The 24631-nt window shown below is 41.0% G+C and carries 23 protein-coding genes and 1 pseudogene; 16 read left to right on the top strand and 8 right to left on the bottom strand.

What is annotated here, in order from left to right; genetic code table 11:
* Window positions 1-12 precede the first annotated feature (12 nt).
* Window positions 13-810: a hypothetical protein gene (locus EL84_RS32055; RefSeq protein ID WP_053061596.1), complete on the bottom strand. Its 798-nt coding sequence runs from the start codon at window positions 808-810 to the stop codon at window positions 13-15.
* A 432-nt stretch (window positions 811-1242) separates the two neighbouring features.
* Here EL84_RS32055 and EL84_RS24190 point away from each other — a divergent pair, with 432 nt between their 5' ends.
* A complete protein-coding gene (locus tag EL84_RS24190; RefSeq protein WP_047843408.1) occupies window positions 1243-1527 on the top strand; it encodes a hypothetical protein in 285 nt (94 codons plus the stop codon).
* 11 nt (window positions 1528-1538) lie between these two features.
* Window positions 1539-1868 (top strand): YolD-like family protein, encoded by a 330-nt coding sequence (locus EL84_RS24185; protein WP_047843407.1) that lies wholly within the window; start codon window positions 1539-1541, stop codon window positions 1866-1868.
* Window positions 1869-2377: 509 nt separating this feature from the next.
* On the opposite strand, the gene EL84_RS24180 is transcribed toward EL84_RS24185, so the two are convergent.
* Both EL84_RS24180 and EL84_RS33155 read right to left on the bottom strand, forming a co-directional pair.
* On the bottom strand, window positions 2378-3277 hold the full coding sequence (locus EL84_RS24180; protein WP_414855719.1) for a tyrosine-type recombinase/integrase: 900 nt from the start codon (window positions 3275-3277) through the stop codon (window positions 2378-2380).
* Window positions 3278-3310: 33 nt separating this feature from the next.
* A complete protein-coding gene (locus EL84_RS33155) occupies window positions 3311-3457 on the bottom strand; it encodes an Arm DNA-binding domain-containing protein (RefSeq protein WP_282321089.1) in 147 nt (48 codons plus the stop codon).
* A 1345-nt stretch (window positions 3458-4802) separates the two neighbouring features.
* On the opposite strand from EL84_RS33155, the gene EL84_RS24170 reads away from it, so the two are divergent.
* Window positions 4803-5822: a phosphotransferase enzyme family protein gene (locus EL84_RS24170; protein WP_047843405.1), complete on the top strand. Its 1020-nt coding sequence runs from the start codon at window positions 4803-4805 to the stop codon at window positions 5820-5822.
* Between the two features lie 333 nt (window positions 5823-6155).
* Here the strand turns inward: EL84_RS24170 and EL84_RS24165 are convergent, their stop codons facing one another.
* Window positions 6156-6608, bottom strand: coding sequence for a site-specific integrase (locus EL84_RS24165; RefSeq protein WP_235431587.1), 453 nt, complete (start codon window positions 6606-6608; stop codon window positions 6156-6158).
* Between the two features lie 91 nt (window positions 6609-6699).
* Here EL84_RS24165 and EL84_RS24160 point away from each other — a divergent pair, with 91 nt between their 5' ends.
* Complete coding sequence (locus EL84_RS24160; RefSeq protein WP_047843404.1) at window positions 6700-7005, top strand: hypothetical protein; 306 nt, start codon at window positions 6700-6702, stop codon at window positions 7003-7005.
* Between the two features lie 129 nt (window positions 7006-7134).
* Here the strand turns inward: EL84_RS24160 and EL84_RS24155 are convergent, their stop codons facing one another.
* Together EL84_RS24155 and EL84_RS24150 are read right to left on the bottom strand one after the other, a co-directional pair.
* Window positions 7135-7473: a hypothetical protein gene (locus EL84_RS24155; protein WP_047843403.1), complete on the bottom strand. Its 339-nt coding sequence runs from the start codon at window positions 7471-7473 to the stop codon at window positions 7135-7137.
* Between the two features lie 921 nt (window positions 7474-8394).
* Window positions 8395-8874, bottom strand: coding sequence for an FxLYD domain-containing protein (locus EL84_RS24150; protein WP_047843402.1), 480 nt, complete (start codon window positions 8872-8874; stop codon window positions 8395-8397).
* A 599-nt stretch (window positions 8875-9473) separates the two neighbouring features.
* Between EL84_RS24150 and EL84_RS32765 the strand changes: the two genes are divergently transcribed.
* Both EL84_RS32765 and EL84_RS32760 read left to right on the top strand, forming a co-directional pair.
* On the top strand, window positions 9474-10100 hold the full coding sequence (locus EL84_RS32765; protein ID WP_268794701.1) for an aldehyde dehydrogenase family protein: 627 nt from the start codon (window positions 9474-9476) through the stop codon (window positions 10098-10100).
* Window position 10101: 1 nt separating this feature from the next.
* Window positions 10102-10773, top strand: a complete 672-nt coding sequence (locus EL84_RS32760; protein WP_268794700.1) for an aldehyde dehydrogenase family protein — start codon at window positions 10102-10104, stop codon at window positions 10771-10773.
* A 104-nt stretch (window positions 10774-10877) separates the two neighbouring features.
* On the opposite strand, the gene lexA is transcribed toward EL84_RS32760, so the two are convergent.
* Window positions 10878-11504 carry a transcriptional repressor LexA gene (gene lexA / locus EL84_RS24140; protein ID WP_017688034.1) on the bottom strand — a complete coding sequence of 209 codons (627 nt, stop codon included), beginning with the start codon at window positions 11502-11504 and terminating at the stop codon, window positions 10878-10880.
* Window positions 11505-11801: 297 nt separating this feature from the next.
* Between lexA and EL84_RS24135 the strand changes: the two genes are divergently transcribed.
* The 8 genes and pseudogenes from EL84_RS24135 (at window position 11802) to EL84_RS24100 (ending at window position 19002) form a co-directional block, all read left to right on the top strand.
* Window positions 11802-12179, top strand: a complete 378-nt coding sequence (locus tag EL84_RS24135) for a LysM peptidoglycan-binding domain-containing protein (protein ID WP_047843401.1) — start codon at window positions 11802-11804, stop codon at window positions 12177-12179.
* 95 nt (window positions 12180-12274) lie between these two features.
* Entirely contained in the window at window positions 12275-12484 is a 210-nt protein-coding gene (locus tag EL84_RS24130; RefSeq protein WP_017688036.1) for a DUF896 domain-containing protein, read from the top strand.
* 125 nt (window positions 12485-12609) lie between these two features.
* On the top strand, window positions 12610-13119 hold the full coding sequence (locus EL84_RS24125) for a hypothetical protein (protein WP_017688037.1): 510 nt from the start codon (window positions 12610-12612) through the stop codon (window positions 13117-13119).
* Between the two features lie 28 nt (window positions 13120-13147).
* The gene (locus EL84_RS24120) at window positions 13148-13939 is read left to right on the top strand and encodes an HAD family hydrolase (RefSeq protein ID WP_047843400.1); all 792 of its coding nucleotides are present in this window, start codon (window positions 13148-13150) and stop codon (window positions 13937-13939) included.
* A gap of 590 nt (window positions 13940-14529) precedes the next feature.
* Entirely contained in the window at window positions 14530-15459 is a 930-nt protein-coding gene (locus EL84_RS24115; protein WP_339177159.1) for an ABC transporter permease, read from the top strand.
* A 12-nt stretch (window positions 15460-15471) separates the two neighbouring features.
* Complete coding sequence (locus tag EL84_RS24110) at window positions 15472-16344, top strand: carbohydrate ABC transporter permease (protein ID WP_036613592.1); 873 nt, start codon at window positions 15472-15474, stop codon at window positions 16342-16344.
* 247 nt (window positions 16345-16591) lie between these two features.
* Window positions 16592-18226, top strand: coding sequence for an extracellular solute-binding protein (locus tag EL84_RS24105; protein WP_047843399.1), 1635 nt, complete (start codon window positions 16592-16594; stop codon window positions 18224-18226).
* A gap of 102 nt (window positions 18227-18328) precedes the next feature.
* Window positions 18329-19002, top strand: a pseudogene (locus EL84_RS24100) (GntR family transcriptional regulator).
* A 96-nt stretch (window positions 19003-19098) separates the two neighbouring features.
* Here EL84_RS24100 and EL84_RS24095 read toward each other — a convergent pair.
* The gene (locus tag EL84_RS24095; protein ID WP_047843398.1) at window positions 19099-19644 is read right to left on the bottom strand and encodes a cupin domain-containing protein; all 546 of its coding nucleotides are present in this window, start codon (window positions 19642-19644) and stop codon (window positions 19099-19101) included.
* A gap of 179 nt (window positions 19645-19823) precedes the next feature.
* On the opposite strand from EL84_RS24095, the gene metH reads away from it, so the two are divergent.
* Both metH and rnz read left to right on the top strand, forming a co-directional pair.
* Window positions 19824-23264: a methionine synthase gene (gene metH, locus EL84_RS24090; RefSeq protein ID WP_047843397.1), complete on the top strand. Its 3441-nt coding sequence runs from the start codon at window positions 19824-19826 to the stop codon at window positions 23262-23264.
* Between the two features lie 77 nt (window positions 23265-23341).
* Window positions 23342-24280 carry a ribonuclease Z gene (rnz, locus tag EL84_RS24085; RefSeq protein WP_017688042.1) on the top strand — a complete coding sequence of 313 codons (939 nt, stop codon included), beginning with the start codon at window positions 23342-23344 and terminating at the stop codon, window positions 24278-24280.
* Window positions 24281-24631 lie beyond the last annotated feature (351 nt).

Here is a 24631-nt window from a genome sequence, read left to right as displayed (position 1 = left end):
CTGCTCTTTTTGTTAGTTGGTTGTATACTCACTTACTTCAAACGTTAGAATTTTATCGAAAATTACATAATCTGTGCGTTTACTAAATGGACCCTTATTATTTATGTATTTATTAATGGCGAATTTAGCGGGACCGCTTCCGGAATCGCGAGTATCATACCACTTAAGGAATGCATTGACGTCGCTTATTGGAAGATCATATTCTTTCTCCAATCCTGTAGTCATCGTTACAACTAGAATGGCACGATCTGCAGATGGATCAACCGGATCTACTGGATCAACTGGATCAACCGGATCAACCGGATCAGTAGGGTCTGGTGATGTATTCGGATCCTTACTATAGAAGAAGTCAAGTTCGTTAATATTGATATCTTCTCCAGTTAAAGTATACAAAGTGATGTATCTTACTTGTTTTATTACCTTTTCATTAGGAAGTGGTTCAAGTTTACCGTCACCACCATTAAGTGCGAACTCACCTAAGTAACCAACAGATCTATCATAAAAGCTTATTCTCATGCCTTTTAAATCACTATTTATTTTATAAGAATCTATTGTTCTATCTTCGCCTAAATCAATCATCAACATTAATTCTTTCGGAATTATTGATCCTGTTTTCTCGTCGTTATCTGTAATAGTTGGTGTGACAACTTTAGAATGATGCGGCTGTGTAATGAAATAGGTACCAGGCACCATAATCGTGGAATCTTTGCCGTTAGCATACCCTCCTGTATAGGCGCTTACAGAAGATAGTGGGATAAATACCGAAACAATTAGTGTAAGAATAAAAAATAGGTTGATCTTTCTTTTCATTAGTTTTTATGTCCTCCCAAAGGTTAATTAGAGATTTATCATACATAATTTAACAAGGGTCGTCTAAACATTAAATCCTACAAATTCAATTAAAAGTGTAAAAATGGTTAATTAATTTAAGGATTAAGTAGAAAAATGAGGGTATTTTTTTCTATTGAATATCGAACGTATATTCGCATATAATAGCTAAAAGCAAACAAACGTTCTTATCATTGGGGGTATGAACATGCCAGTGAAATACTTGGGTTGGTTAGTTGAAATTATCTACGAGGATCAAAGCGGAAAGATCACGAAACGTCGTATCCAAGTCAAGAGCATACGATCGGGAATGATTAAAGCTGATGATTTATTGTCCGGAAAGCCACGTACGTTTAGGGAATCTGGTTTACTGGCATGCCGTCCAATAAGAACGACAGGACAGGGGGATTCAAAATGTTGACGGATTATCAAAGGAAGGTCCTTCGGATTTTATATAACTACAAAGGTGGACGGCGTAGGCTTCCTACAATCCATGAACTGACTGTCAAAACAGGTAAGCATAAACCAGACGTTATGGCTGCTCTTGATGCTCTTGTGGCTGCGGAATACATACATTGGGAAGATAGGCCTGACACGGCCAACATAGTGATACTGGAAGGATGGGAACGTGAGGGAGAACGTCCTAAGGTAGACCATACACCATTGTCTGGGAACAGTGACTATTGGACTCAATATTAAGGGGGCTTGTCATGCGTAGCAGACTGAAGGATAACGGGTTGTATGAGACATCCATGATTATTATGCCTGAACACAGAGAGGCTTGGTTTGCTCAGTGTGAACAACAGAAGAGACGCGGTAAGACGGAACTGGACGATCAGGAGATGCAACGGATCAGTGAAGTACTTGTTGACTATTATGATAGAAGTAGTACGGTTGATTTGATATTATTTAACCCTTTCTTCGAAGAGCCGCTCTCAGGAGTAGTTGTGGGATTAAACTCTGCACGGTATGAAATAAAGTTGATGTTAAAGGATGAGTTCCACTGGGTTTCTTTAGCGGAAATTGTCTCTGTTAATTAATGAGATTGTATCGCTTTAGAATTGCGAGTTTATACTTTATAATATCTGTATAAGCATACTATTTTAATTAGGAGATTTTTGATTAAACCAGCGTCATATGTCAGAGTAGTAATGCAATCAAAGTGAGTATTTGAAACGAGTTTCTTCATTATAATAATAAAAAAAGGGCGCCCACAAAAGCGCCCACAAAATGCCCACAAAAGTCTGAATAATTATGATTAGTTTTGAAAAGCTGATCACTGATAATACTTGTTTTAAGCCAATTTCTTATGGTGAATGATACACTTTGAAAGCATGGAACATAAACGGTACACAAGTCCACCAATGGGAACGCGATCAATATATCACTTCGTACTAATTGAAAAAAACCTTGTAACTACGGGGTTTTGAAGGAATGAGTCGGGGGACGTTTTGAGGGAATTGCACTTTTATTGAGGTTGCGTCCCCTAAACGATCCTCGGTTTTTGAAGTACTCTTCATATTTATCAATGTTACGCTTCTCTAGCTTTTTAGAAATATGAGCATACACATCGGATGTAATTTGCACACTCCCATGCCCAAGCTACTCTTGTACAAATTTTTATGTCGGCCCCAGCTTCAAGCATGATCACGGCATAGGTATGTCTCAAGGAATGGATCGTTAAATCCTCACTTAAACCCGCTTTTCTCAAAATTCTCTTCGAAGCATTAAAAAGACTAGATTTAGGCATCGGACTACCATCATTCCTGCACAAGACGAGATTTAAATCGTGTCTGTACATGGACTCCCCTAAATTGATCTTATTTTGATTCTGCCATGAAGCATGATACCTCAAATCATTTATGATTCCGTTACTTACATTAATGGTGCGGGTAGAATTTCCGGTTTTTGTATCTCCGAAAAGTTCGTCCTCGTCTTCAGCTTGAAAATCGAGTGTTACATCAACACGGATCATCTTTTCTTTGAAATTGATATCCGACCACTTTAGAGCGGCAGCTTCGCCTTTTCGTAACCTCGTTTCAATAAGCACTTTGAAGAAAATCCAATAAATGTACCCATACCCTCGAGCCGTATGAAGAAATTTGGGGATGTCTTCTGAATCAATGAATTGGATCGTCTTCTTTTTGTGCGCTCCTTTAATAATTGAACCTTTACATGGATTGCGTAATATTTTTCCTTGAATCAGTGCATGTTCCATGGCTGAGTATACAGTAGAGTTGATGATCTCAACCGTACGTTTGCTGAGTCCCTTTTTAAATAGAGAGTCTAAAAAGACCTGATACATATCTGGTTTTAAATCTTTGAGAATCAGACGCTTAAAATAAGCTTTGATATGGGTATTAAGGTTGTTTTCATGTAGTTTGATCGTATTCTTTCGTACAACTTCTTTTTTGTAGTTATTTATCCAATTTCGAATGTAATCGACCAAAGGAATGTCGCTCTGTTCGAACCCTTGCTTTAGCTACCTTAAAAATTCAGCAGCAGCTAATTCAGCCTCTGGTTTAGTTCGAAAACCCGCTTCGGATTTCTCTTTTTGTTGTTGAGTGAACGGATCGGTGTATTTTAACCGATACCTCCAGCCACTTTTTAATTTCTTAAAACTTGCCAATTTCATTCCTCCTACTAGAACGTTAGTTTTCTTTTTGTATGTAAAACCGCCTCACAGCGATATAAGCGTAAGTTAATCAATTTTGAGCAGAGTAGTGAAATATTCTGGGTTAAAGATGAAAAAGGAGAAAGAGCTTCGAATTAAAGTCGGAAAAGATATTTTAAAAAAATCATCAAAAAACGAGCCTTCGGTAACTAAGGCTCGTTTGTGCAGGAGTCATATTTGGCTCCAATAACTATGTTTAAATTAGTGCAGAGGTTTCTTGCGGAAAAGTAACTAAAACAATTCTACCCTATTTCACAGGATTTGATCATACTTTAGCTTTAAAGTTCTTGTCCTTGGTTCGAGACCAGAACTTGTACCGATTGCCGAAAAGGAAATGATCTGATTACCGATTAGATAAGTATTTAACTACTTGTCACTGCTCTAATTCATTAAGCTCGCGGGCAGTTTAGTTTAAGATTAACTGAGGTGAACCATATCATCGCTAGTGATAAAGCAGAGAATTGAACTGGATATCGCATCGGCAACGCTGAGTTTGCAGGAAGGAGCTTAAAGTATTCACGTACTCGATACATGTGGAGTGTCTAATATTGATGGTCCGTAAGGAATAGATGAGATGTGACAGTTTAGCTCAAACGACTTAATTGTATAGTGTTGACACTTCGCCCACTTGGAGTAATATGTTACTATTGAGATAGCATTCTATTTCTGATGAAGATAGTTTGAATGTTATTTATGAAGGAAAGACACTATGACAATGTTCGAGATATGTTCTATGCAAAGTCTATTTTATGAACAACGGCGGTTGTTTGTATAGAGCTAATAATATAAGTAACCGCTTAAATCCGGATAGTGATAATTGTTATAGTGTAGACTTTGCTACCTTAATATTCAACTATTTTAAGGAGCGGCTATCATGAGATATGTAAATGCCGACATCATCTTTCCGGAAGAATTATTAAATGAAATACAAAAGTATATGAACGATGGATTGGTTTACGTCCCTAAATCAAAAGGTTTACGTTAAAAATCGGGGTGAAAATTCAGGCAGCAGAAAAATTATAATCTTAGAAATGATGAAATCCGGCGAAAGTTTCTCGATGGTGACACTATCGAGAAACTTTCAGATCGATTTTTCCTTTCAAGCGATACTATTAAAAAGATCGTTTATACAAAATAATAGCTTAACAAAAGTCGCATTGGAAGAAATCCTAATGTGACTTTTTTGTGTATAGTATAGTTTAAATTGTTTATTACATATTTTCAAGCTTTTACTATCGTTATAATAACATATAAGAGAAGTAGTTGATTTACTTCATAAAAACTGCAGGGGGGATAACAAATGAATGATTTTTTTAGATTTGATACTGATGAAGAACGGCGGGCGTTATTAATCAGAGCAAGGAAAGTCGCTTTATCTGCAATTCGAAAGTATAACTTAGAATGGGATAACATCCAGTTTATTCAACTATCCGATACGATCACGTATAAAATTGAAACCAGTACAGATAACAATTATTTACTTCGCATTCATTCGGACCGATTAAGCAGAGAGGAAATTCGTTCGGAACTCCTACTGTTACAAGCACTGAACAAATCGAAAGATCTAAAAGTACCAGAAGGGATGGCAAATTGTGATGGTATTTATGTATTGGACATCGAAACAGAGACAGGATATAGGCGCCCTTATATAACGATGATGCGATGGATAGAGGGTGAAAAAGCAGCAGGTGAATTTACAGATAGTCAAGCATATAATATGGGTGTATTGATGAGCAGGCTCCATGAAGCAGCAAAGGATTTCAATCCACCTTCTGATTTTGTAAGACCTACTTGGGGAGTAGAAAGTTTTAAACGTGAAATGGCTAAGTTGGAACGTTACTATGAGCGTTTTTTATCCGAAGAGGGATGGAAGCTCTATCAAGATGCAGCTGAGAAGGTTGTATCCCAACTTACCACGATGCATCCAAGTGAACATAACTATGGGCTCATTCATGCTGATTTACATACCGGTAATATGGTATTTGAGGATAATCAACCCTATCCGATTGATTTTGGAAGATGTGGGTACGGATATTATCTCTACGATATGGCAGGCACCATATTGGAGCTTTGGCCAAAGCATCGATGGATGCTTATCCAAGGTTATGAGAGTATTAGGAAGTTGGAAACGGACTATATTCGGGATCTGGAATGTTTTTTTGTCATGTTCATAATCGAGAACTCCTGCCATCACTCCTCTGATCCAAGAGAAACAACCAGTTTAATCGCTGAACAAAAGTATGCCCAAGCATACATAAGAGAATATTTAAATGGTAATCCATTTTTATTCGAAGTGATCGAGCCTGTAAATGTGGATTAATACTAACCGAACAATAAGAAAAAAAGGGCGCCCACAAAAGTCTGAATAATTATGATTAGTTTTGAAAAGCTGATCACTGATAATACTTGTTTTAAGCCGATTTCTTATGGTGGATGATTCACTTTGAGAGCATGGAACATAAATAGAACACAAGTCCACCAATGGGAACGCGATCAATATATTACTTTGTACTAATAGCTCAATCCCTTGGCGCTCTAGCGCTGAGGGTTTTTTATTTTTGTGGGCAAGTACATATATATTTAAAGAAAAATCAAAGTGCCCACAAAATATTTTTCTATTCGAAAATTTCTTCAGTGAATTTCTCAACTCTATCTATATTGCTTTTCTGGATCTTGCCTGAGATTTGGCACATACATCTGATGTGATCTGAATACTTCCGTGACCTAATTGTTCTTGAACGAATTTCATATTTGCCCTGGACTCAAGTAAAAGAACAGCGCAGGTATGTCGGAGAGAGTGAATGGGGAGGGATGGGAGATCACAACGTTGTAAGATGCGGGAGAAGGCATTGAACAATGATGATTTAGGCATGAAGTTTCCATCTTCCCTACATAGAACCAGATCAAGGTCATGGTGGTATCTATCCCCAAGTATCCCTTTGTTATGTTCCTGCCACTGTCTGTTGGTGTCACCGAATAATTTTTCTTTGTTTTTCGCTGTAAAATCTAGAGTTTCATCAATTGTAATAAAATGTTTATCCAAATCAATATCGATCCATTTTAGAGCAGCTGCTTCGCCTTTTCGCATACCAGTTTCAATTAACACTCGGAAAAATATCCAGTATACATAACCATAATGACGTTAGTTTTGCTTAAACAATGGTATATCATCGGAATCAATAAAGTGGACTTCCTTTTTGGATCGTCTCAAGCAGGCTTCGGTGATTGATGCGATTATTGACGGTCATGTTCATGGTGTTGTGGCATACCTGGGACTGAAGACTAAATCCGTGAAGGGGGAGAAGCCTATGACGATAGAAGTGATGAAACAGTTGGAGGAGCTGAAGGCCATTGTTAAATCGCAGGCCAAGTGGATTACACTTCAGAAGGCAAAGGAGAACATGGAATATCCTAAATGGACAGGAGAAGGTTATGAGTTTTACAAGGACTGCATAGATGATAATATAGGTAGCTATGGATTTTTGGAGGTTGTTAGTTATTAACTATCGTAATGAAAGAATAGGAAAACCAGTTCGATTTAAAACAGGAACTGTCGGAGGGACTCCTGACAGCGCCTGTTAATTTAGTACACCTGGCATGGGTGCACAAAAGTTTGTCATTGTTCGTTGATACTAATAGCTAACATGGAATTTGAAAAGTATCGTATAAGTACCGTGGTTTGCACTTACAACTGTAAGCCCAGGTTGAATAGGAGTAACTAAAAAGTCAGGGCCAATATCACAAGCGCCATCGCTATAGATCACATCATAAGTGTAGCCGCTATACCATTGTCCAGGTTGGCCTACTTTTAGGTAAATATCGCGCTCAAAAAAAGCATGAGGTGCTATCACCTGGGACATTTCCGATGGTGAAGAATTAGGTGTTGAAATATTGGCATCAGCGAAGGACGTGGATCCAATTGAAAAACATGCAGATACAGCTAATAATCCAGCAAGTAATTTCTTTTTCATTTAATCTATTCTCCCTTTAGTTATTTTATCCCGATCGGTAAATTTATCATACCTTATATGGAAAATATAAACAATAATTAAAAATTTAAGTTGTTTAGTTATTATTTTGGTTTTGGTGAATAAGAAAACTCGCTAATCTTTTGGTCGATGCTTTTGTGTGTGTCAATCGGTATCGCCTGACCGCTGTTGTACTATTATATAGGGGGGTTCTGACATTTGATTTATAATCCATTGGAGCTGTCCTGACGGTTCATTTAAAGTTCTTGGGGCATCCCCCAAGTCGAAAAAAGCTATGATCGACTACGAACTTTAGTTCCTATTCGATTGCGTAAATAGCGCATAAATATTGTAAGAAACAATAATATGAAGTGATCGTACATAAACCGCACCCCAGTCCACCAATGGGAACGCGTCAATATATCACGTTGTACCTTAATAGCTCAATCCCAGGGTGCTCTAGCGCTGAGGAGGTTTTCTTTTTGTGGGTAACTCTCTACATGCTTAATGAAAAACCAAAGGCCCACAAAATCCCCGCAAAATTTTCTATTTGTGAGAAATAAGTGGGTAAAAATAGTTATTAACAAGATCAATTAAAGAGATTTTTCAGAGTAATTTACTCTGTAATTAGAAAGCTAAGATTGCTACTTTTATCGCTAAATGTATAATTTTTATAAGCGATATATTTCCAGGCGTATAGAAATAAAATAAGGCCTTATCAGCACTTAGCTGACAGGGCCATATTTTCATTTAATCAGACTTTTCTTAACAATGTCGAATATCGTCTGATGGTAGACTTAGTTATAAAATGCCCATTTCGGATTTCATAGCTATCCATATCCCAGTTTGATGAACGATGACTTATTTATATTGGTTTGAGCCGGAAAATGCTCTTTCAGGCTGGGCTTCACAATCCGATCTTCATTACATTTTACTCTCAATCTGAAATTTGAAAGAAGCGTAACCCGTAAGATCATCCATTGAGTAAAACTCAACCGTTTTGCTTTCACCTTTTCCCAGGAAGTCAGCCGTACCGTTTGCTGTACCGATTTGTTTTCCGTCTTTGTCGTTAATGGTCGCCTTGAGCAAAGCAACTTCGAATTCTTTATCAGTGTTTTCAATAGAGGCTGTTAAAGACCACATCCCATTATCATCTTTGACGGACACTTCCGATATTTTTAAACCATCAAGTTCATATTCGATTGCTTCAACTGTTTCTGCTACTTCCTCTTGCTTAGTTTCTTCTTTTGCCTGCTCAGTGTCTATTAATACATTCGTTTCTACTAGTTCTGTTTCAGTTGATTTCACAGGCACTATATTGGCTGTTTTTTCTGTCTCACTTCCACATGCTGTTATTGCTATTGTTAACATTAAGGCTGAAAATAAAAGTGATGCTTTTTTCAAGATGATTCCTCCAATATATGTATTCTGCATATAGTCTATCAGACCTAGGTATATTTTTCTATGTAAATGAGTGGATAAGGAAAAGCTAATACATGAGGAGTCGCAACTAGAAGGGGATGGCCTCTCATAAACCTTAATAAAGGTCATTGTATCTGTCAGTCTGTCCTAGATGGTCGCGAACTTCTAACTTCTTGCTGTACCTTGTCTTTAGGCATCTCAGTTGTTCTTATCAGGCAACGACTGAACATTTAGTCATTTCTCCTTAGCCATTCATCCTTTTACTCAGACATTAGAATAACCTGCTACGATAATAGATGTATTCCATAAGACTGTTGAGTTTAAAGCCAGAACTCACCTACTATCGCAGTAAGCTGATACTGTCTATCGAATGAAAGACTTACATAGCACCCTCATAAGGCAACTTGATAGCCACGAAATAGAAAGGAATACTAGCTTTCACTCTTTCAAAATTCCAACCATCGTTCAAATACATACAATATGGATGTTTCATTTGTATGTTGAAAGTTTCATATAGAAGAGGTATACTTTAATTGAATTTTGAACAATTTAATTTTAAATAATTAATTGGAGATGTTAATATGGATCAGGCAAAACAACTGGTGACAGAACAACGTACATTTTTTTATACAGGTCAAACTAAAAATATTGATTATCGGATTAATGCGCTTCAACAGCTTAGAAAAGGAATTGAAAAGTATCAGCAACGGATTCAAGATGCACTTCGGGCAGATTTGAACAAATCAGAGGCGGAAGCTTACGGTTCCGAGATTCGCATTGTTCTGGGTGAACTGGATTTTGCATTAGAACACCTGCAGGAATGGGCTGCACCAAAACAAGTCCCAACCAATTCGGCTATGCCGGATGGGGTGAGTACCATTTACCCTGAACCATACGGGGTGGCTCTTATAATTGCACCTTGGAACTATCCTTTCCAACTGGCCTTTGGTCCACTGATTGGAGCAATTGCAGCCGGTAACTGTGCAGTTATCAAACCTTCTGAATTAACACCAGCCGTATCTCGTCTGACGTATGATCTGATTCAGGAGATCTTCCCTCAGGAGTATATTGCGGTTATGGAAGGCGAAGTTGAGGCTAGCACAGCATTGTTGAAAGAGAAGTTTGATTATATTTTCTTCACAGGCAGCACAGGTGTTGGTCGCATTGTTATGAAGGCAGCTGCGGAGCACTTGACCTGTAACTCTTGAGTTGGGCGGCAAGAGTCCTGCTATTGTCCATAGTGATGCAGATCTGAAGCTGGTGGCCCAACGTATTGTTCGTGGTAAATTCCTGAATGCAGGGCAAACATGCGTCGCTCCGGATTACTTGCTTGTGCATGAACAAGTTCATGATGAACTGATTAATCTGATTAGCGCAGAGATCAAAGATAAATTTGGGGATGATGTGTTACAGAACTCTGATTTCCCGCATATTGTCAACGCGCGTAATTTTGATCGGTTGTCGAAATTCCTCACAGATGGCAAAACACTAATTGGTGGGCGTTCTGTACGTGAGCAGTTGCTTATTGAGCCGACGGTAATTGGTGATGTGAACTGGGAATCAGCTGTCATGCAAGAAGAGATCTTCGGTCCGATTCTTCCTGTATTTACGTACAGTGACCTGAATCCTATGCTGGATGAGATTGTTCGCCGGCCAAAACCATTGGCACTATATCTCTTCACACAGGATGAGCAACTGCAGGATCAGGTTCTGAATCAAGTATCCTTCGGTGGTGGATGTATTAATGACACACTTTCTCATATGACTTCACACTATCTCCCGTTTGGTGGTGTAGGAGAGAGCGGTATGGGCTCATATCACGGACAACAGAGCTTTGATGTGTTCTCGCATCACAAGAGTATTTTGAAACGAAGTAAATAATTAGCCGCTAAAATAACATAAACATGAAAAAAGAGGTTGTCCTGTTCATCAGGGCAACCTCTTTCGTATTTCATTACATCTAGTTTTGTTACTCAAGTTAAATATTAATGAATATCTCGGAAAAGGCCAATGACTTTACCCAGAATACTAACGTGTTTCAAACGTAAAGGTTCGAAGGTCGCATTCTCCGGTTGAAGGCGAATATGATCTTTCTCTTTATAGAACGTTTTCACTGTAGCTTCATCGTCTTCAGTCATTGCAACGACGATATCACCGTTATCAGCAGTTTGCTGTTGGCGGACAATAACATAATCTCCATTAACGATTCCAGCTTCCACCATACTATCTCCCACTACCGAAAGCATAAACACTTTCTGTTCGCCTACATAATGTGTAGGAAGAGGGAAGTAGTCTTCAATGTTCTCGGTTGCAGTGATTGGAACCCCGGCTGTAACCTTACCAACAACAGGAATACGTGCAACGCTATGAGCAAATTGATGAGAATGCTCAGATTCTTCCTGGCTCAAAAGCTCAATGGCTCTTGGCTTGGTAGGGTCGCGTCGGATCAAACCTTTTTTCTCCAAACGATCCAAATGTCCATGTACTGTTGAGCTGGAAGCCAGTCCAACCGCTTCACCAATTTCCCGTACGGAAGGAGGATACCCCTTCAACCGGACTTCATTTCGTATAAACTCCAGAATAGCCTGCTGCCTGCTGGATATCTTCGACATACCGTATCAACCCCATTTTAGTAACGTTTGGGAAAATTATAACATAGAACCTCCGTTCGTACAAACATAAGTTCTAAATAAAATAGCATTAAATCAGTGTTTTTTAACTTATAGAACAGAAATTGTCCAAAAGTCAGAGCATAATACTGCAAATGTTTTGCAAAAGTACTTGAAATAAGATATTGTTCCTTCTAAAAAAGAAGCGAACAATTGTTCTAAAAATCTATTGAACAAAACAAGTGTTCGTGTTATATTGATTTCAACAGATAGGAACAAACGTTTGGAGGCGGGTATTTAATGAGATATTCTACTTATCAAAGCATTTATGAACCAATCAATTCGGAACTGGTGAAGTCTAACATAGGGAACTACAAGAAGGTTTTAGCGCGTTTCAAGATTTCTTCATGGATGTTAAAGGTAGCCATTACCTCTATGATTATATTTATTGGATGCAGCACCGTTTTAACTGTTTTTGCTGGCAATGAGAATGATGTTCTGCTTGGAGGAAAGATAGCTGTTTCACAAGGGGAAACATTATGGAGTATTTCTTTGGAACATAAACCGACGAATATGGATACACGTATTTATATAGAAGCAATTAAGAAAGTGAATCAACTTCATACAACTTCCATCCAAGTGGGACAAGTACTAGCTCTACCGCAATTTGCAGAATAAAATGCACATCAATGAGTGTTAGCGCGTGTCAGCTTGACAAGCAGCCTTTATAATGGCAAAGTTAATATGACTTTGTATTTTTGGAGGGGACAAGCTTGGATATAGATAGTCTGGTAGCACGCATTAACGAATTGGCTCGTAAGCAAAAGTCCACTGGATTGTCGGAGGAAGAGCTTGCTGAACGTGCCGAGCTAAGAGAGATTTATTTGAGTAATATTCGCAGCAATTTCAGACAACAACTGGATACCATTGAGATTGTTGATGATGAGAATGACAAAGGCCACCAAGGCAAACTCAAACACTAACGAAACCTAATGATATCATTATGATATTTAGGTTTCTTCCTGTTATTTTGAGTGTGCAATTTATAGGGGGAAATGTTGGTTTGCAATTATGTAAGCCGATACAAAGACACATAAGGGGGATTCTCATGTCGCGTTCGTTCGAGAGAACGGTTAAGAAAAATTCCAAGCAGTTAAATCAGCAACGCAAAAAAAGTGGTCAACCAATCACAGGTACACCAGGTGAAGAAGTCTTTAAGGGACGCAGTCTTTTGTTCCCTATATTTTTGATTGGTCTCGCCTTTTTGTATCTGTTTATGAGCACGTTCCTTGTGCAAGCTCCAATGACAACTTGGGACTGGGTGACCATGCTGCTTTACGTATTTTTGGCAGTCATCTTCATGCTTCGACGTCCATACATCAAGATTAGCAGTAATCGGATTATAACGACGAAGGGTAATCGTGAACGTTCAATTGGGGTTGACGATATCGTCAAATTCAGAATTGAACCAGGTACAGTTGTTATCGAACATAACAGTCGCGGGAAAAGATGGGTGTTCACCAAGTTATTGAACCGTTACGATACAGATGCGATTGCAGAACGTTTGCTGAAATTTGCGAAAGCACACCAGATCACCGTGGAAACCGTCGAAAAGTAATTATTGCATAAAGGGGTAGATGATCGGAATGGCGTTAAAAGCGATTTTGTTCGACCTAGATGATACTTTATTATGGGATGAGCGTAGTGTTCGAGAAGCTTTTCATGAGACTTGTCTAATCGCAGCGAAAGAGTCTGGGGTTAAACCAGAAGAACTTGAAGAAGCTGTTCGTAATGAGGCACGTGGACTGTATGAATCATATGAAACCTTTCCTTTTACTAAAATGATTGGAATCAATCCGTTTGAAGGCCTTTGGGCTAACTTTACTGGTGGGGATCAACCTGAGTTCCGTCAGTTGGAACAACTTGCTCCAGTTTACCGTAAAGAATCCTGGCGTCGTGGCTTGTTGAAGTTGGGTATAGATCGGGAAGATCTTGCTGAACAACTTGCCGCGCAGTTTGGAGTAGAACGGAGATCCAGACCTCATGTATACGAAGAAACGATGGATACCTTGCGTCAGTTACAAGGAAAGTACAAACTGTTGCTGTTAACAAACGGTTGTCCTGCTTTGCAACAAGAGAAGTTGGATGGTGTACCTGAATTAACTCCTTTCTTTGATGAGATTATTATCTCGGGTAACTTCGGAAAAGGAAAACCAGATCCGTCGATATTTGAACATGCTTTGAGTAAACTGGGTGTTAAACCCGAAGAGAGCATGATGGTTGGAGACAAGTTAACGACTGATATTCGTGGTGCTTTATCATCTGGCATCCAATCCGTATGGATTAACCGTGAGCATAAGACCAACAATGAAACGTATGCGCCAGACCATGAAATAACACATTTATCGGAATTAAATCAGCTTATTGCTAATTTCTAAGCGCAATCAGTTATAACATCTTTCCTCAGCACCCTGAAACATTGGAAGCTTCAATGAACGATGATATCGTTCTTGAAGTTACCAATGTTTTTTTATTTGAGCTTGTTGAGTAAATTACCTTGTTAAAAGAGATCTCCATTTTTTTTTGCTAAAAGTTATTGAAATTAGAGGGAAGCTGGATTAGAATATAACTAACATACTAGTATGACTAGTATTTAGATTGTCATAAAGCAATTTCTTTTTGACTTACTTCATTAAATGGAGGCAGGGAGTTATTGCTTATTATTTTCGACTGATTGTAAGCGCTTAATATTTTAGAATATCTTCTTCCGATTTGGAAATCACACCACTTAGTAAGTGCTAATGAATGATGTGAAGCACATTGGATTGTGTGATTCTACATAATACATCAAATTGATATCGCTTACATTTAGCGATTATCTATTTGGTAGTGGGGGTGAAGTTAAAGGAGTTGTTGTCTTCTACAAGAGGAGAAACGATGGAGATTGTACATGAATTACTCTTACTTATCAAGTCCTGGATCGGAGTGAAAACACATGGAGTCGGAAACCGCTAAAACAACGTTAACCATGACATCTTTACGTAAAGAGAGCAGATTACGAACGGCAGCAACCTTGTTTCGCAAAGACTGGCAGCTGTATTCACTATTAATCCTTCCCATCATTTATCTCCTTATTTTCAAATATGGACCGATGATTGGTAATGTGATTGCGTTCAGACGTTTTGTTCCCGGGGGAAGTATATTTGGAGAAACTTGGGTTGGATTAAGGTACTTCAAAATGTTCATTGAGGACCCTACCTTCTGGAGAGTATTCGGTAATACGCTGATGTTAGGCGGACTTGCGTTACTCTTTACATTCCCGGTTCCAATTATTTTTGCCTTGATGCTTAACGAAGTGAAGAGTAAACGATTCAAAAAGTTTGTACAGACCGCGTCTTATCTGCCTCATTTTCTGTCCATCGTTATCGTTGCAGGTATGATCCTGCAGCTGACAGCAGTGAATGGTTCCATTAATGGACTGGTGGCTTTCTTCACCGGAGACAATATTCCTTTTATGCAGCGGGCTGAGTGGTTCAGAACAATCTATATCACTTCCGAGGTATGGCAGGGTATGGGTTGGGGAGCGATTCTGTATCTGGCTGCACTGACAACCATTGATGATTCTTTGTATGAAGCTGCGCGTATCGATGGTGCCAATCGGTGGAAGCAAACGATTCATGTAACGTTACCAGGGATCTTGCCAACGATTGTGACGTTATTGATTTTGAACATGGGTAATTTCCTGGCTGTTGGATTTGAAAAAATCTTACTCTTGTACAATCCGCTGATCTACGAGACATCTGATGTGATCTCCACTTACCTGTATCGGGTGGGACTGGAATCCAGTAACTTCAGTTATGCTACCGCAATTGGCTTGTTCGAATCGCTGATCGGTCTGATTCTGGTGTTCTCCGTAAATGCCATTTCACGCAGACTGACACAAAGAAGCTTATGGTAAAGGAGGAGCACCATGCAGGAATCCAGATCTTACAAGGTATTTAAAGTATTCAATGTCATCTTTCTGCTGTTCGTGGTATTTATAACGCTCTATCCATTCTTAAATGTCGTGGCACAATCCTTCAGTAGTGAGTCCTATATTAATTCGGGTAAGGTTAGTTTGTTCCCAAGAGGATTCAATGTGGAGACATACAAGACCATCTCACGTGACAGCATGTTCTGGACGAATTATAAAAATACGATTATCTATACTGTAGTAGGTACATTAATCTCCATGTTTATGACGACTATTTTCGCCTATGCCCTGTCCAAAAAGAGGTTGATGGGTCGCAAGTTTCTGACGATGTTCGCCGTATTTACCATGTTCTTCAGTGGTGGATTGATTCCAAACTATGTGTTGATTAATTCCCTTGGGTTCAACAACACCATGTGGGCACTTGTTGTTCCTGGCGCAATTAGCATATACAACATGCTGATCATGAAGTCATTTTTTGAAAATATGCCTGAAGAACTGGAGGAAGCTGCCTCCATTGACGGTTTGAACACCTACGGGATCTTGTTACGCATTATATTGCCGCTTAGTAAAGCCGTTATGGCAACCATGGTGCTGTTCTACGCAGTAGGTCATTGGAATTCCTGGTTCCCAGCCTTTCTGTATTTGGACAAAAAAGAACTGTTCCCTGTCACCATTTATTTGCGCAATATGATTGCAGGAGCGACAAGTGGGGCATCTGCCGGTGCAACCTCAGCTGATAACCTGACACAGATTGCTGCCAATATTAAGTCAGTAACGATGGTATTAACCATCTTGCCGATACTCACCATCTATCCATTTGTCCAAAGATACTTTGTAACCGGTATCATGTTAGGGTCTGTTAAACAGTAATACCTAGCAGCTATATAAATTGAACTAAAGATGATTTACACGGAACACTCCGATGACAGAATAACCTTTCAATTGCTGTTATCCCCAGATTTTTTCGATTCCCTTTGTAAAAGGGAAAATCCGGTGATAGCATATGCTTCCGATGCAGCTTTCTTTCAGAAAGCTTGTAGGCGAGCGCTTCGCTTTTTATTGATTAAAAAGTTTTAAGTCAAGGTCAACCTAAACCAAATTCAGGGGGATAACCTAAATGAATCAAAAGCCACGTAAGTTTGTTGGTAAAATGGTGTTGGCATCAATGATGACCGTTGTTCTGGCAGCATGTAGCAGCGGTAATGGAGCTGGAGGTGACGTCACAGAAGTTCAAACCAAGGCAGCGATGGAGACGTACAATGTCGGGGATACATTCAAGGCGACTGAGCCGTTTAATCTATCGATACTGTATAGTGATCAACCTACCTATCCGTACAAAAAAGACTGGTTGCTTTTCGAAAAGATGACTGAAATGACTGGTGTTACACTTGAGCCAACGATTGTTCCTATGAGTGACTATTCTCAGAAGAGATCTCTTCTAATCAGTTCTGGTGATGCACCACTGGTTATTCCTAAAACGTACCCTGGTGAAGAGTCTGCATTTGTATCTTCCGGTGCGATTCTGCCCGTTAGTGATTATATTGATTTGATGCCCAACTTCAAGGATAAAGTGGAAAAATGGGGATTGGAAGAAGAAATCGAAGGACTTCGACAGGAAGATGGCAAGTATTATGTACTCCCGGGTCTGCATGAAGAAGTATGGCCAGATTATACATTAATCGTAAGAACAGATGTTTTTGAAGAAAATAACATTGCGATCCCAACCACATGGGATGAACTGTATGACGCTGCAAAGAAACTTAAAGAGCTGTACCCGGATTCCGTTCCGTTCTCGGACCGATTCCAATTTAATAGCACATTAGGTATTGCGGCTACCGGCTTTGGTACCAAGGCTGGATGGGGTTTTGGTAACGGATTGACGTATAAGGAAGATCAGGATGAATTTGTGTACACGGCTACTACGCCGGAGTATAAGGAAATGCTAACGTACTTTAACAAGTTGGTATCCGAAGGATTGCTGGACAAAGAAAGTTTCACACAGGATGATGATCAGGCTGTACAGAAATTTGTATCCGGCAAATCATTCATGATTAATGGTAATTCCCAAACGGTAGTGCTGCACCGAAATGATATGAACAAAACGCTGGGAGAAGGTAAATACTCTGTTGCGAAGATTACAGTTCCTGGTGGGCCAAAAGGGCAATTAATGTCTGGCTCAAGACTTGAAAACGGTGTCATGATATCCGGGAAAATTCAAAAAAGCGAAAACTTCAAAGCCATTATGCAATTTGTGGATTGGTTATACTACAGTGATGAGGGTCAAGAGTTTGCCAAATGGGGCGTTGAAGGCGAGACATTTACCAAAGAGGGCGGAAAACGTGAATTGGTAGAAGATGTGAACTACAATGGCTTGAATCCTAAAGGCACGAAGGATCTGCGTATTGACTTTGGTTTCTCTGGTGGAGTATTTGCCTACGGTGGTACGACAGATCTGCTGCAATCGATGTTTAGTGAAGAAGAGTTGAAATTCCAGCAAGACATGAAGGATACCAAGGAAGTGATCCCGGCAGAACCACCAATTCCTTACTCTTCAGAGGACCGTGAACGGGTGACACTTCTGAGTACACCACTGAAAGATTATTCGGATCAAAATACACTTAAATTTATCTTGGGTGAACGGGACTTGTCTGAATTCGATACGTTTGCCAAAGAGCTGGATAGTCAAGGATTATCTAATTATCTGAAGCTGGCAAATGACACGTACAAAGCCTACAAAGAAAACAAGCAATAATATAGTTGATGTTGGCCAGATTACCGTTTCACACCGATATATAAGTGGAACGGTAATTTGTGCTAAGATGAATGAATACGGCTGATAGAAAGAGGTCTAGGCATGTCACTTAATCAAAAAATTAGAGGCTCGACCCGGGCATATTCATATAACCTGTTAAAAGAACGAATTCTTCACCTGGAACTTAAGCCGGGTACCAAGATTTCAGAGAAAGAGATTGCAGATGAACTGCAGGTGAGCAGAACACCCGTTAGAGAAGCATTCATGAAGCTTGCTGAAGAAGAACTGCTGGACATTATTCCCCAGAGTGGAACGATCGTCTCTCATATTAATCTGGAGCATGTGGAAGAAGGCAGGTTTATGCGGGAGAAGATGGAGAAGGAAATCGTGACTTTGGCTTGTGTTTCTTTTCCTGAAGAGTTCAGATTTCGACTTGAGACCAACATTGCAATGCAGGAAGTCTGTATAGGGAAAACAATTTCTATCGGCTTTTTGAACTGGATGAAGAGTTTCATCAGATTTTGTTCCAGGGCACGGGTAAGCTGAGAACATGGAAAATGTTGCAACAACTGAATATTCCGTTTAATCGGTTGCGTTTATTACGTCTAGCGGAGGACTCCAACCTGGAGGTCATTATCTCCCAGCACAAAGAGATTTATCGTCTTATCACTGAGCGTCAGACCGAGCAAGCTGTTCAGGTGATGGAAGCTCATCTTAGACTAGTTGTTATTGAACAGGAATCGATAAGGGCGAAATACCCGCATTATTTTGTATAATGCACCGATGTTGTATACTACTCTCCATATGCATATGCGAAAACCCCTGTTCAATTGAACAGGGGTTTTGGTTAAGCAAGTTGTAACACGAGAGTGTTAGGCTTGTTTGATAAAAGTAGGATCAGGGTATGGATCTGCAATCCAGCCATCTTTTTCGATGAACAGACGTACAGCAATAATTTGTTTGTTCTCCATTAAAGTGAAGAAGTGCGGTGTATTCTCAGGAACAGAGATGACGTCTCCAGGAGACAGTTCTACATTAAAGTAGCCCACATCATCTGTAGCTTTGATAACAAAGATTCCTTTACCAGCAACAATTGCACGAATCTCATCTTCAGCGTGGGTGTGAATTTCTTCGAACTTGGCGAGCTTTTCTTCGATATCTGGTGTTTGTTCGGACAGCGTGATGACATCCCAGATCTGGTATCCGCGACGTGCAGCCAAATCTCTGATTTCATAATCGTAAGTTTCCAAAACCTCGGTTTTCTGTTCATCAGTTAATCCAAAGTTATTTTGCAGATCAGTGTTCAGTTTGGAAGCGTCCCACTTCTCATATAATACTTCGTATTTGTTCAAGAAATTTCGAACATTTTCGTCACCAGTGATGCGTTCGTTCGTATTTCGGATAACAATTTCAGCCATGTTCTTTCCCTCTTTTCCACTTGGTTTAATTGAATTATATCGGATTGCTTTGTTTTTGTCGATTCTCAAATTCCGTTCATATTCGTGCAAACCCGCCATCTTTCGGGACCAAACCCGATCTTTCACATTAAGTTAGTTTCTGTTAAACTAAGATCTAACGTTTTGCGGGGGTGAAGATATTGGATAAGATTAGTCTACACGATGCATTAAAACAACGAATATTAATCCTCGACGGTGCAATGGGGACCATGATTCAACAAGTTGATCTGACTGGCGAAGATTTTGGCGGCGAAGATCTGGATGGATGTAATGAAATGTTAGTGCTTACTCGTCCAGAACTGATCCAGCGCATTCATGAAGAATATCTGGAGGCGGGCGCCGATTTAATTGAAACCAATACATTTGGTGCCACATCCGTTGTGCTTGCGGAGTACGATATTCAGGATCGGGCACGCGAGATCAACCTGGAAGCAGCCAGAATTGCGAAAGCTGCGGTTGATCGTTTCTCTACACCTGAATCTCCACGTTATGTGGTAGGTGCGATGGGACCAACAACCAAAACACTGTCTGTAACTGGGGGCGTAACGTTCCAGGAACTTATCGACAGTTATTTGGAGCAAGCGCTTGCTTTAATAGAGGGAGGCGTTGATGCGCTACTACTCGAAACCTCACAGGACACCCTCAATGTAAAAGCAGGCAGCATTGGAATTCAGCAGGCCTTCGAACAGAGTGGTGTTACACTGCCCCTGATGATATCAGGAACGATAGAACCAATGGGAACGACCCTTGCGGGTCAGAACATCGAATCCTTTTATATATCCTTAGAACACCTTAACCCAATTTCGGTAGGACTAAACTGTGCTACAGGTCCTGAGTTCATGCGTGATCACATTCGTTCACTTTCCGGAATGGCATCGGTTGCCGTTAGTTGTTACCCGAACGCGGGTCTTCCGGATGAGAATGGTAATTACCATGAGTCACCAGACTCGCTTGCACAGAAGATCGGTGCTTTTGCCGAACAGGGCTGGTTGAATATCGCTGGTGGATGTTGCGGGACAACCCCTGCACATATTCGGGCGATGCGCGACACACTTGCTCAGTACCCCCCAAGAGAAATGAACGGAACACATCCACCGGCATTGTCTGGTATAGAACCGATCTACATCGAACAGGACAATCGTCCATACATGGTTGGTGAGCGTACGAATGTGCTGGGATCACGGAAATTCAAACGACTCATTGTAGAAGGTAAATATGAAGAAGCCTCGGAAATTGCTCGTGCTCAAGTGAAAAATGGAGCGCACATTGTTGACGTGTGTGTACAAGATCCGGACCGCGAAGAGTCTGAAGACATGGTGAAGTTCCTTGAATTGGTTGTAAAAAAAGTAAAGGTTCCTCTCATGATTGATACAACAGATGCTTCAGTAATTGATCTGGCCCTCCAGTACTCGCAAGGTAAAGCGATAATTAACTCCATTAACCTTGAGGATGGCGAAGAGAAATTTGAGCTGATTACACCGTTGCTTCATAAATATGGTGGTGCAGTAGTTGTCGGAACGATTGACGAACGGGGTCAGGCGATTAGTCGGGAAGACAAGCTTGACGTAGCCAAGCGCTCTTACGATCTGCTGGTGAACAAATATGGTCTCAAACCAGAAGACCTCATTTTCGATACGTTGGTGTTCCCGGTAGGTACGGGAGATGAACAGTACATCGGTTCAGCCAAAGAAACCATTGAAGGTATAAGAGTGATTAAGGAAGCGATGCCAGAATGTCATACGATCCTCGGGATCAGTAACATTTCATTCGGACTGCCTGAAGCGGGCCGTGAGGTGCTGAACTCAGTATTCTTATATGAATGTACCAAAGCAGGTCTTGACTATGCGATCGTGAACACAGAGAAACTGGAGCGTTATGCCTCCATTCCTGAAGAAGAACGCAGACTCTCCGAAGAGCTTTTATATAACACGAATGATGAAACTCTGGCGGCGTTCGTAGCGGCGTTCCGTAACAAGAAGGTTGAGAAGAAGGAAAAAATCTCAAACCTTTCATTAGAAGAGCGTCTAGCTTCATATGTTGTGGAAGGAAGCAAAGAAGGATTGCTGCCGGATCTGGAGCAGGCACTTGCCAAATACACAGCACTTCAAGTGATTAACGGTCCACTGATGCGGGGGATGGAGGAAGTAGGTCGTCTCTTTAACAACAATGAGTTGATTGTAGCTGAGGTGTTGCAGAGTGCGGAGGTTATGAAGGCTTCTGTAGCATATCTGGAGCAATTCATGGAGAAGAACGAGACTTCGGTTAAAGGTAAGATCATTCTCGCCACGGTCAAGGGCGATGTGCATGACATCGGGAAGAATCTGGTTGAGATCATCCTGTCCAATAACGGTTACCGGATCATTAATTTGGGTATAAAAGTACCACCAGAACGTATCATTGAGGCATACCGAGAAGAAAAAGTCGATGCAATCGGTCTCTCGGGTCTATTGGTAAAATCAGCGCAACAGATGATTCTTACCGCTCAGGATTTGCGAACAGCAGGTATTGATGTGCCTATTATGGTTGGCGGAGCGGCGCTAACACGTAAATTCACCAAAAATCGTATTCGTCCTGAATATAACGGAATGGTTGTATATGCGAAAGATGCGATGGACGGTCTGGATCTGGCGAACAAATTGATGAATCCTGTTTCACGTGAAGTGATGCAACTGGAGATGGAAGCTGAGAAAGAAGCTGATGCTTCAAGTGCTGTAGCTGTTCAGGCTCTTCCAGAGCTTACCCGGGTAGAACGTTCGGATATTGCTGTAGATCATCCGGTTCTTGTACCGCCTGATCTGGAGCGGCATACGATGCGTAACTATCCTTTATCACATATCCTGCCATACGTGAACATGCAGATGTTGCTTGGACATCATCTGGGGTTGCGCGGTTCAGTAGAACAACTGCTTGCTTCAGGTGATAAGAAGGCTACCGACCTGAAAGCAGTCGTGGATGATATTATGCAAGAGGCTGTTCGTGACGGGATTATTCAGGCGCATGCAATGTATCGTTTCTTCCCGGCTCAGTCCAGTGGTAACAGCGTCATTATCTATGATCCAAAGGACACCAGTAATATTTTGCATACATTTACGTTCCCACGTCAAAAAGTCGAGCCGTTCCTATGCCTGTCCGACTTCCTGAAACCTGTTGAATCCGGTCAGATGGATTACGTTGGTTTCATGGTAGTTACTGCCGGACACGGTGTGCGTGAACTATCCACGGCGTGGAAAGATCAAGGGGATTATCTTCGCTCGCATGCTCTGCAATCCGTAGCGCTCGAAGTAGCAGAGGGATTAGCTGAGCGTGTGCATCATATGATGAGAGATATATGGGGATTCCCGGATTCTGCCCAGATGACCATGAAGCAACGTCATGGTGCACGCTATCAAGGCATCAGGGTATCTTTTGGATATCCGGCTTGTCCGGATCTGGAAGACCAAGGGCCGCTATTCAAGTTGCTGCAGCCTGAGGATATCGGTGTGGAATTGACGGAAGGTTTCATGATGGAACCTGAAGCTTCCGTATCAGCGATGGTATTCAGCCACCCGCAAGCTAAGTATTTTAATGTAGAGAAGGCATAAATTCAGTAGAGTGTCAGGCAAAGCCCTCCGCATTGTCGGAGGTTTTTTGCTGGCAACAGAAAGAGGTGCGATCCAGAATGGAACTATATTTCCTGGGAACTAATGCTGGTGTACCTACGCTTCAACGGAATGTAACTTCCATTGGGCTACGCATGTTGGATGAGCGCAGAGCTTTGTGGTTGTTTGACTGCGGGGAAGGAACGCAGCACCAGATTTTAAGTTCTCCGCTTAAACTGAGCAAATTGGAGAAAATATTCATTACTCACCTGCATGGTGATCATGTATTTGGACTTCCAGGACTGCTTTCGAGCAGAGCCTATCAAGGTGGCACCACACCATTAACCGTATATGGTCCGCCAGGTACGGAACGAATGATCAGTACAACAATGGAGCTGAGCCAATCCCGGGTTAACTATGATCTGAATATCGTGGAACATACGGGCGGCGTCCTGTTCGAGGATGACAGTTTTATCGTGGAAGCTGCTTTGCTTGAGCATCGGATTGACAGTTATGGATACCGGATCACGGAAAAAGATCGTCCAGGAAGCCTGGACCCAGCCAAACTGGCGGAATATGGTCTGAAACCAGGCCCATTGTTCGGCCGCCTGAAACGTGGAGAAACCATTACGCTGGATAACGGTGATTCGCTTCGTCCAGAAGATGTATTGGGAGCGCCCAAGCGTGGTATGGTGATCACCATATTGGGTGATACACGTCCATGTGACAACGTACAGCCACTTTCCATCAATGCAGATGTACTTGTACATGAAGCTACATTCATGCATGATCTGGCCGATACAGCGCATGAGTACTATCATAGTACTTCTAAGCAAGCGGCAGAAGCGGCTAGAGCAGCCAATGTAGGGCAACTAATCATGACTCACTTCAGTTCACGCTATAAGGATGAGGATCAACTTCAGCCACTTTTGGAAGAGGCGCAGTCCGTATTCCCGAATACCAGACTTGCAAACGAACACCAGCTTATTCCTGTCGTGCATCGCAAGCAAGAATCTTAACCCTGATTGCGAACCAGTGCACGGCTAAACACGTCATATAAAGATCCGGGTAATTGCACGGGACTGAGGGAGAGGAACTCCCGCGGTCCCTTTTGCAATCTGGTCAGAAAGCGTGTAGGATGGGCAATATGAAGAGGGAAATGATTCAAATTATTTTCCGGGAAAGCGCAGGAAATGACAAGCTTGTACAGAAGACGCGCGAGTTAAACCGTCGGTGTTCGATCCGGTTCGACTTGTTGCGTGCATATGCCAGCAAGCCATTATTTTTTGCCTGAATACATAGGATCGCGGTCAAGTTCGAGGTAAATGATTAAGGACATGAAACGTTAATGGAATGAAGAAAGGAAGTGC

Origin of the sequence: Paenibacillus sp. VT-400, assembly GCF_001029205.1 — a bacterium.
GTDB lineage: Bacteria > Bacillota > Bacilli > Paenibacillales > Paenibacillaceae > Paenibacillus > Paenibacillus amylolyticus.
This window is presented reverse-complemented; position numbering and strand designations above follow the sequence as displayed.

What these genes read in the sequence shown, in the direction of transcription:
- EL84_RS32055 (WP_053061596.1), bottom strand. Translation starts at nt 810, where the DNA reads ATGAAAAGAAAGATCAACCTATTTTTTATTCTTACACTAATTGTTTCG.
- EL84_RS24190 (WP_047843408.1), top strand. Translation starts at nt 1,243, where the DNA reads ATGTTGACGGATTATCAAAGGAAGGTCCTTCGGATTTTATATAACTAC.
- EL84_RS24185 (WP_047843407.1), top strand. Translation starts at nt 1,539, where the DNA reads ATGCGTAGCAGACTGAAGGATAACGGGTTGTATGAGACATCCATGATT.
- EL84_RS24170 (WP_047843405.1), top strand. Translation starts at nt 4,803, where the DNA reads ATGAATGATTTTTTTAGATTTGATACTGATGAAGAACGGCGGGCGTTA.
- EL84_RS24155 (WP_047843403.1), bottom strand. Translation starts at nt 7,473, where the DNA reads ATGAAAAAGAAATTACTTGCTGGATTATTAGCTGTATCTGCATGTTTT.
- EL84_RS32765 (WP_268794701.1), top strand. Translation starts at nt 9,474, where the DNA reads ATGGATCAGGCAAAACAACTGGTGACAGAACAACGTACATTTTTTTAT.
- lexA (WP_017688034.1), bottom strand. Translation starts at nt 11,504, where the DNA reads ATGTCGAAGATATCCAGCAGGCAGCAGGCTATTCTGGAGTTTATACGA.
- EL84_RS24135 (WP_047843401.1), top strand. Translation starts at nt 11,802, where the DNA reads ATGAGATATTCTACTTATCAAAGCATTTATGAACCAATCAATTCGGAA.
- EL84_RS24125 (WP_017688037.1), top strand. Translation starts at nt 12,610, where the DNA reads ATGTCGCGTTCGTTCGAGAGAACGGTTAAGAAAAATTCCAAGCAGTTA.
- EL84_RS24120 (WP_047843400.1), top strand. Translation starts at nt 13,148, where the DNA reads ATGGCGTTAAAAGCGATTTTGTTCGACCTAGATGATACTTTATTATGG.
- EL84_RS24115 (WP_339177159.1), top strand. Translation starts at nt 14,530, where the DNA reads ATGACATCTTTACGTAAAGAGAGCAGATTACGAACGGCAGCAACCTTG.
- EL84_RS24110 (WP_036613592.1), top strand. Translation starts at nt 15,472, where the DNA reads ATGCAGGAATCCAGATCTTACAAGGTATTTAAAGTATTCAATGTCATC.
- EL84_RS24105 (WP_047843399.1), top strand. Translation starts at nt 16,592, where the DNA reads ATGAATCAAAAGCCACGTAAGTTTGTTGGTAAAATGGTGTTGGCATCA.
- EL84_RS24095 (WP_047843398.1), bottom strand. Translation starts at nt 19,644, where the DNA reads ATGGCTGAAATTGTTATCCGAAATACGAACGAACGCATCACTGGTGAC.
- rnz (WP_017688042.1), top strand. Translation starts at nt 23,342, where the DNA reads ATGGAACTATATTTCCTGGGAACTAATGCTGGTGTACCTACGCTTCAA.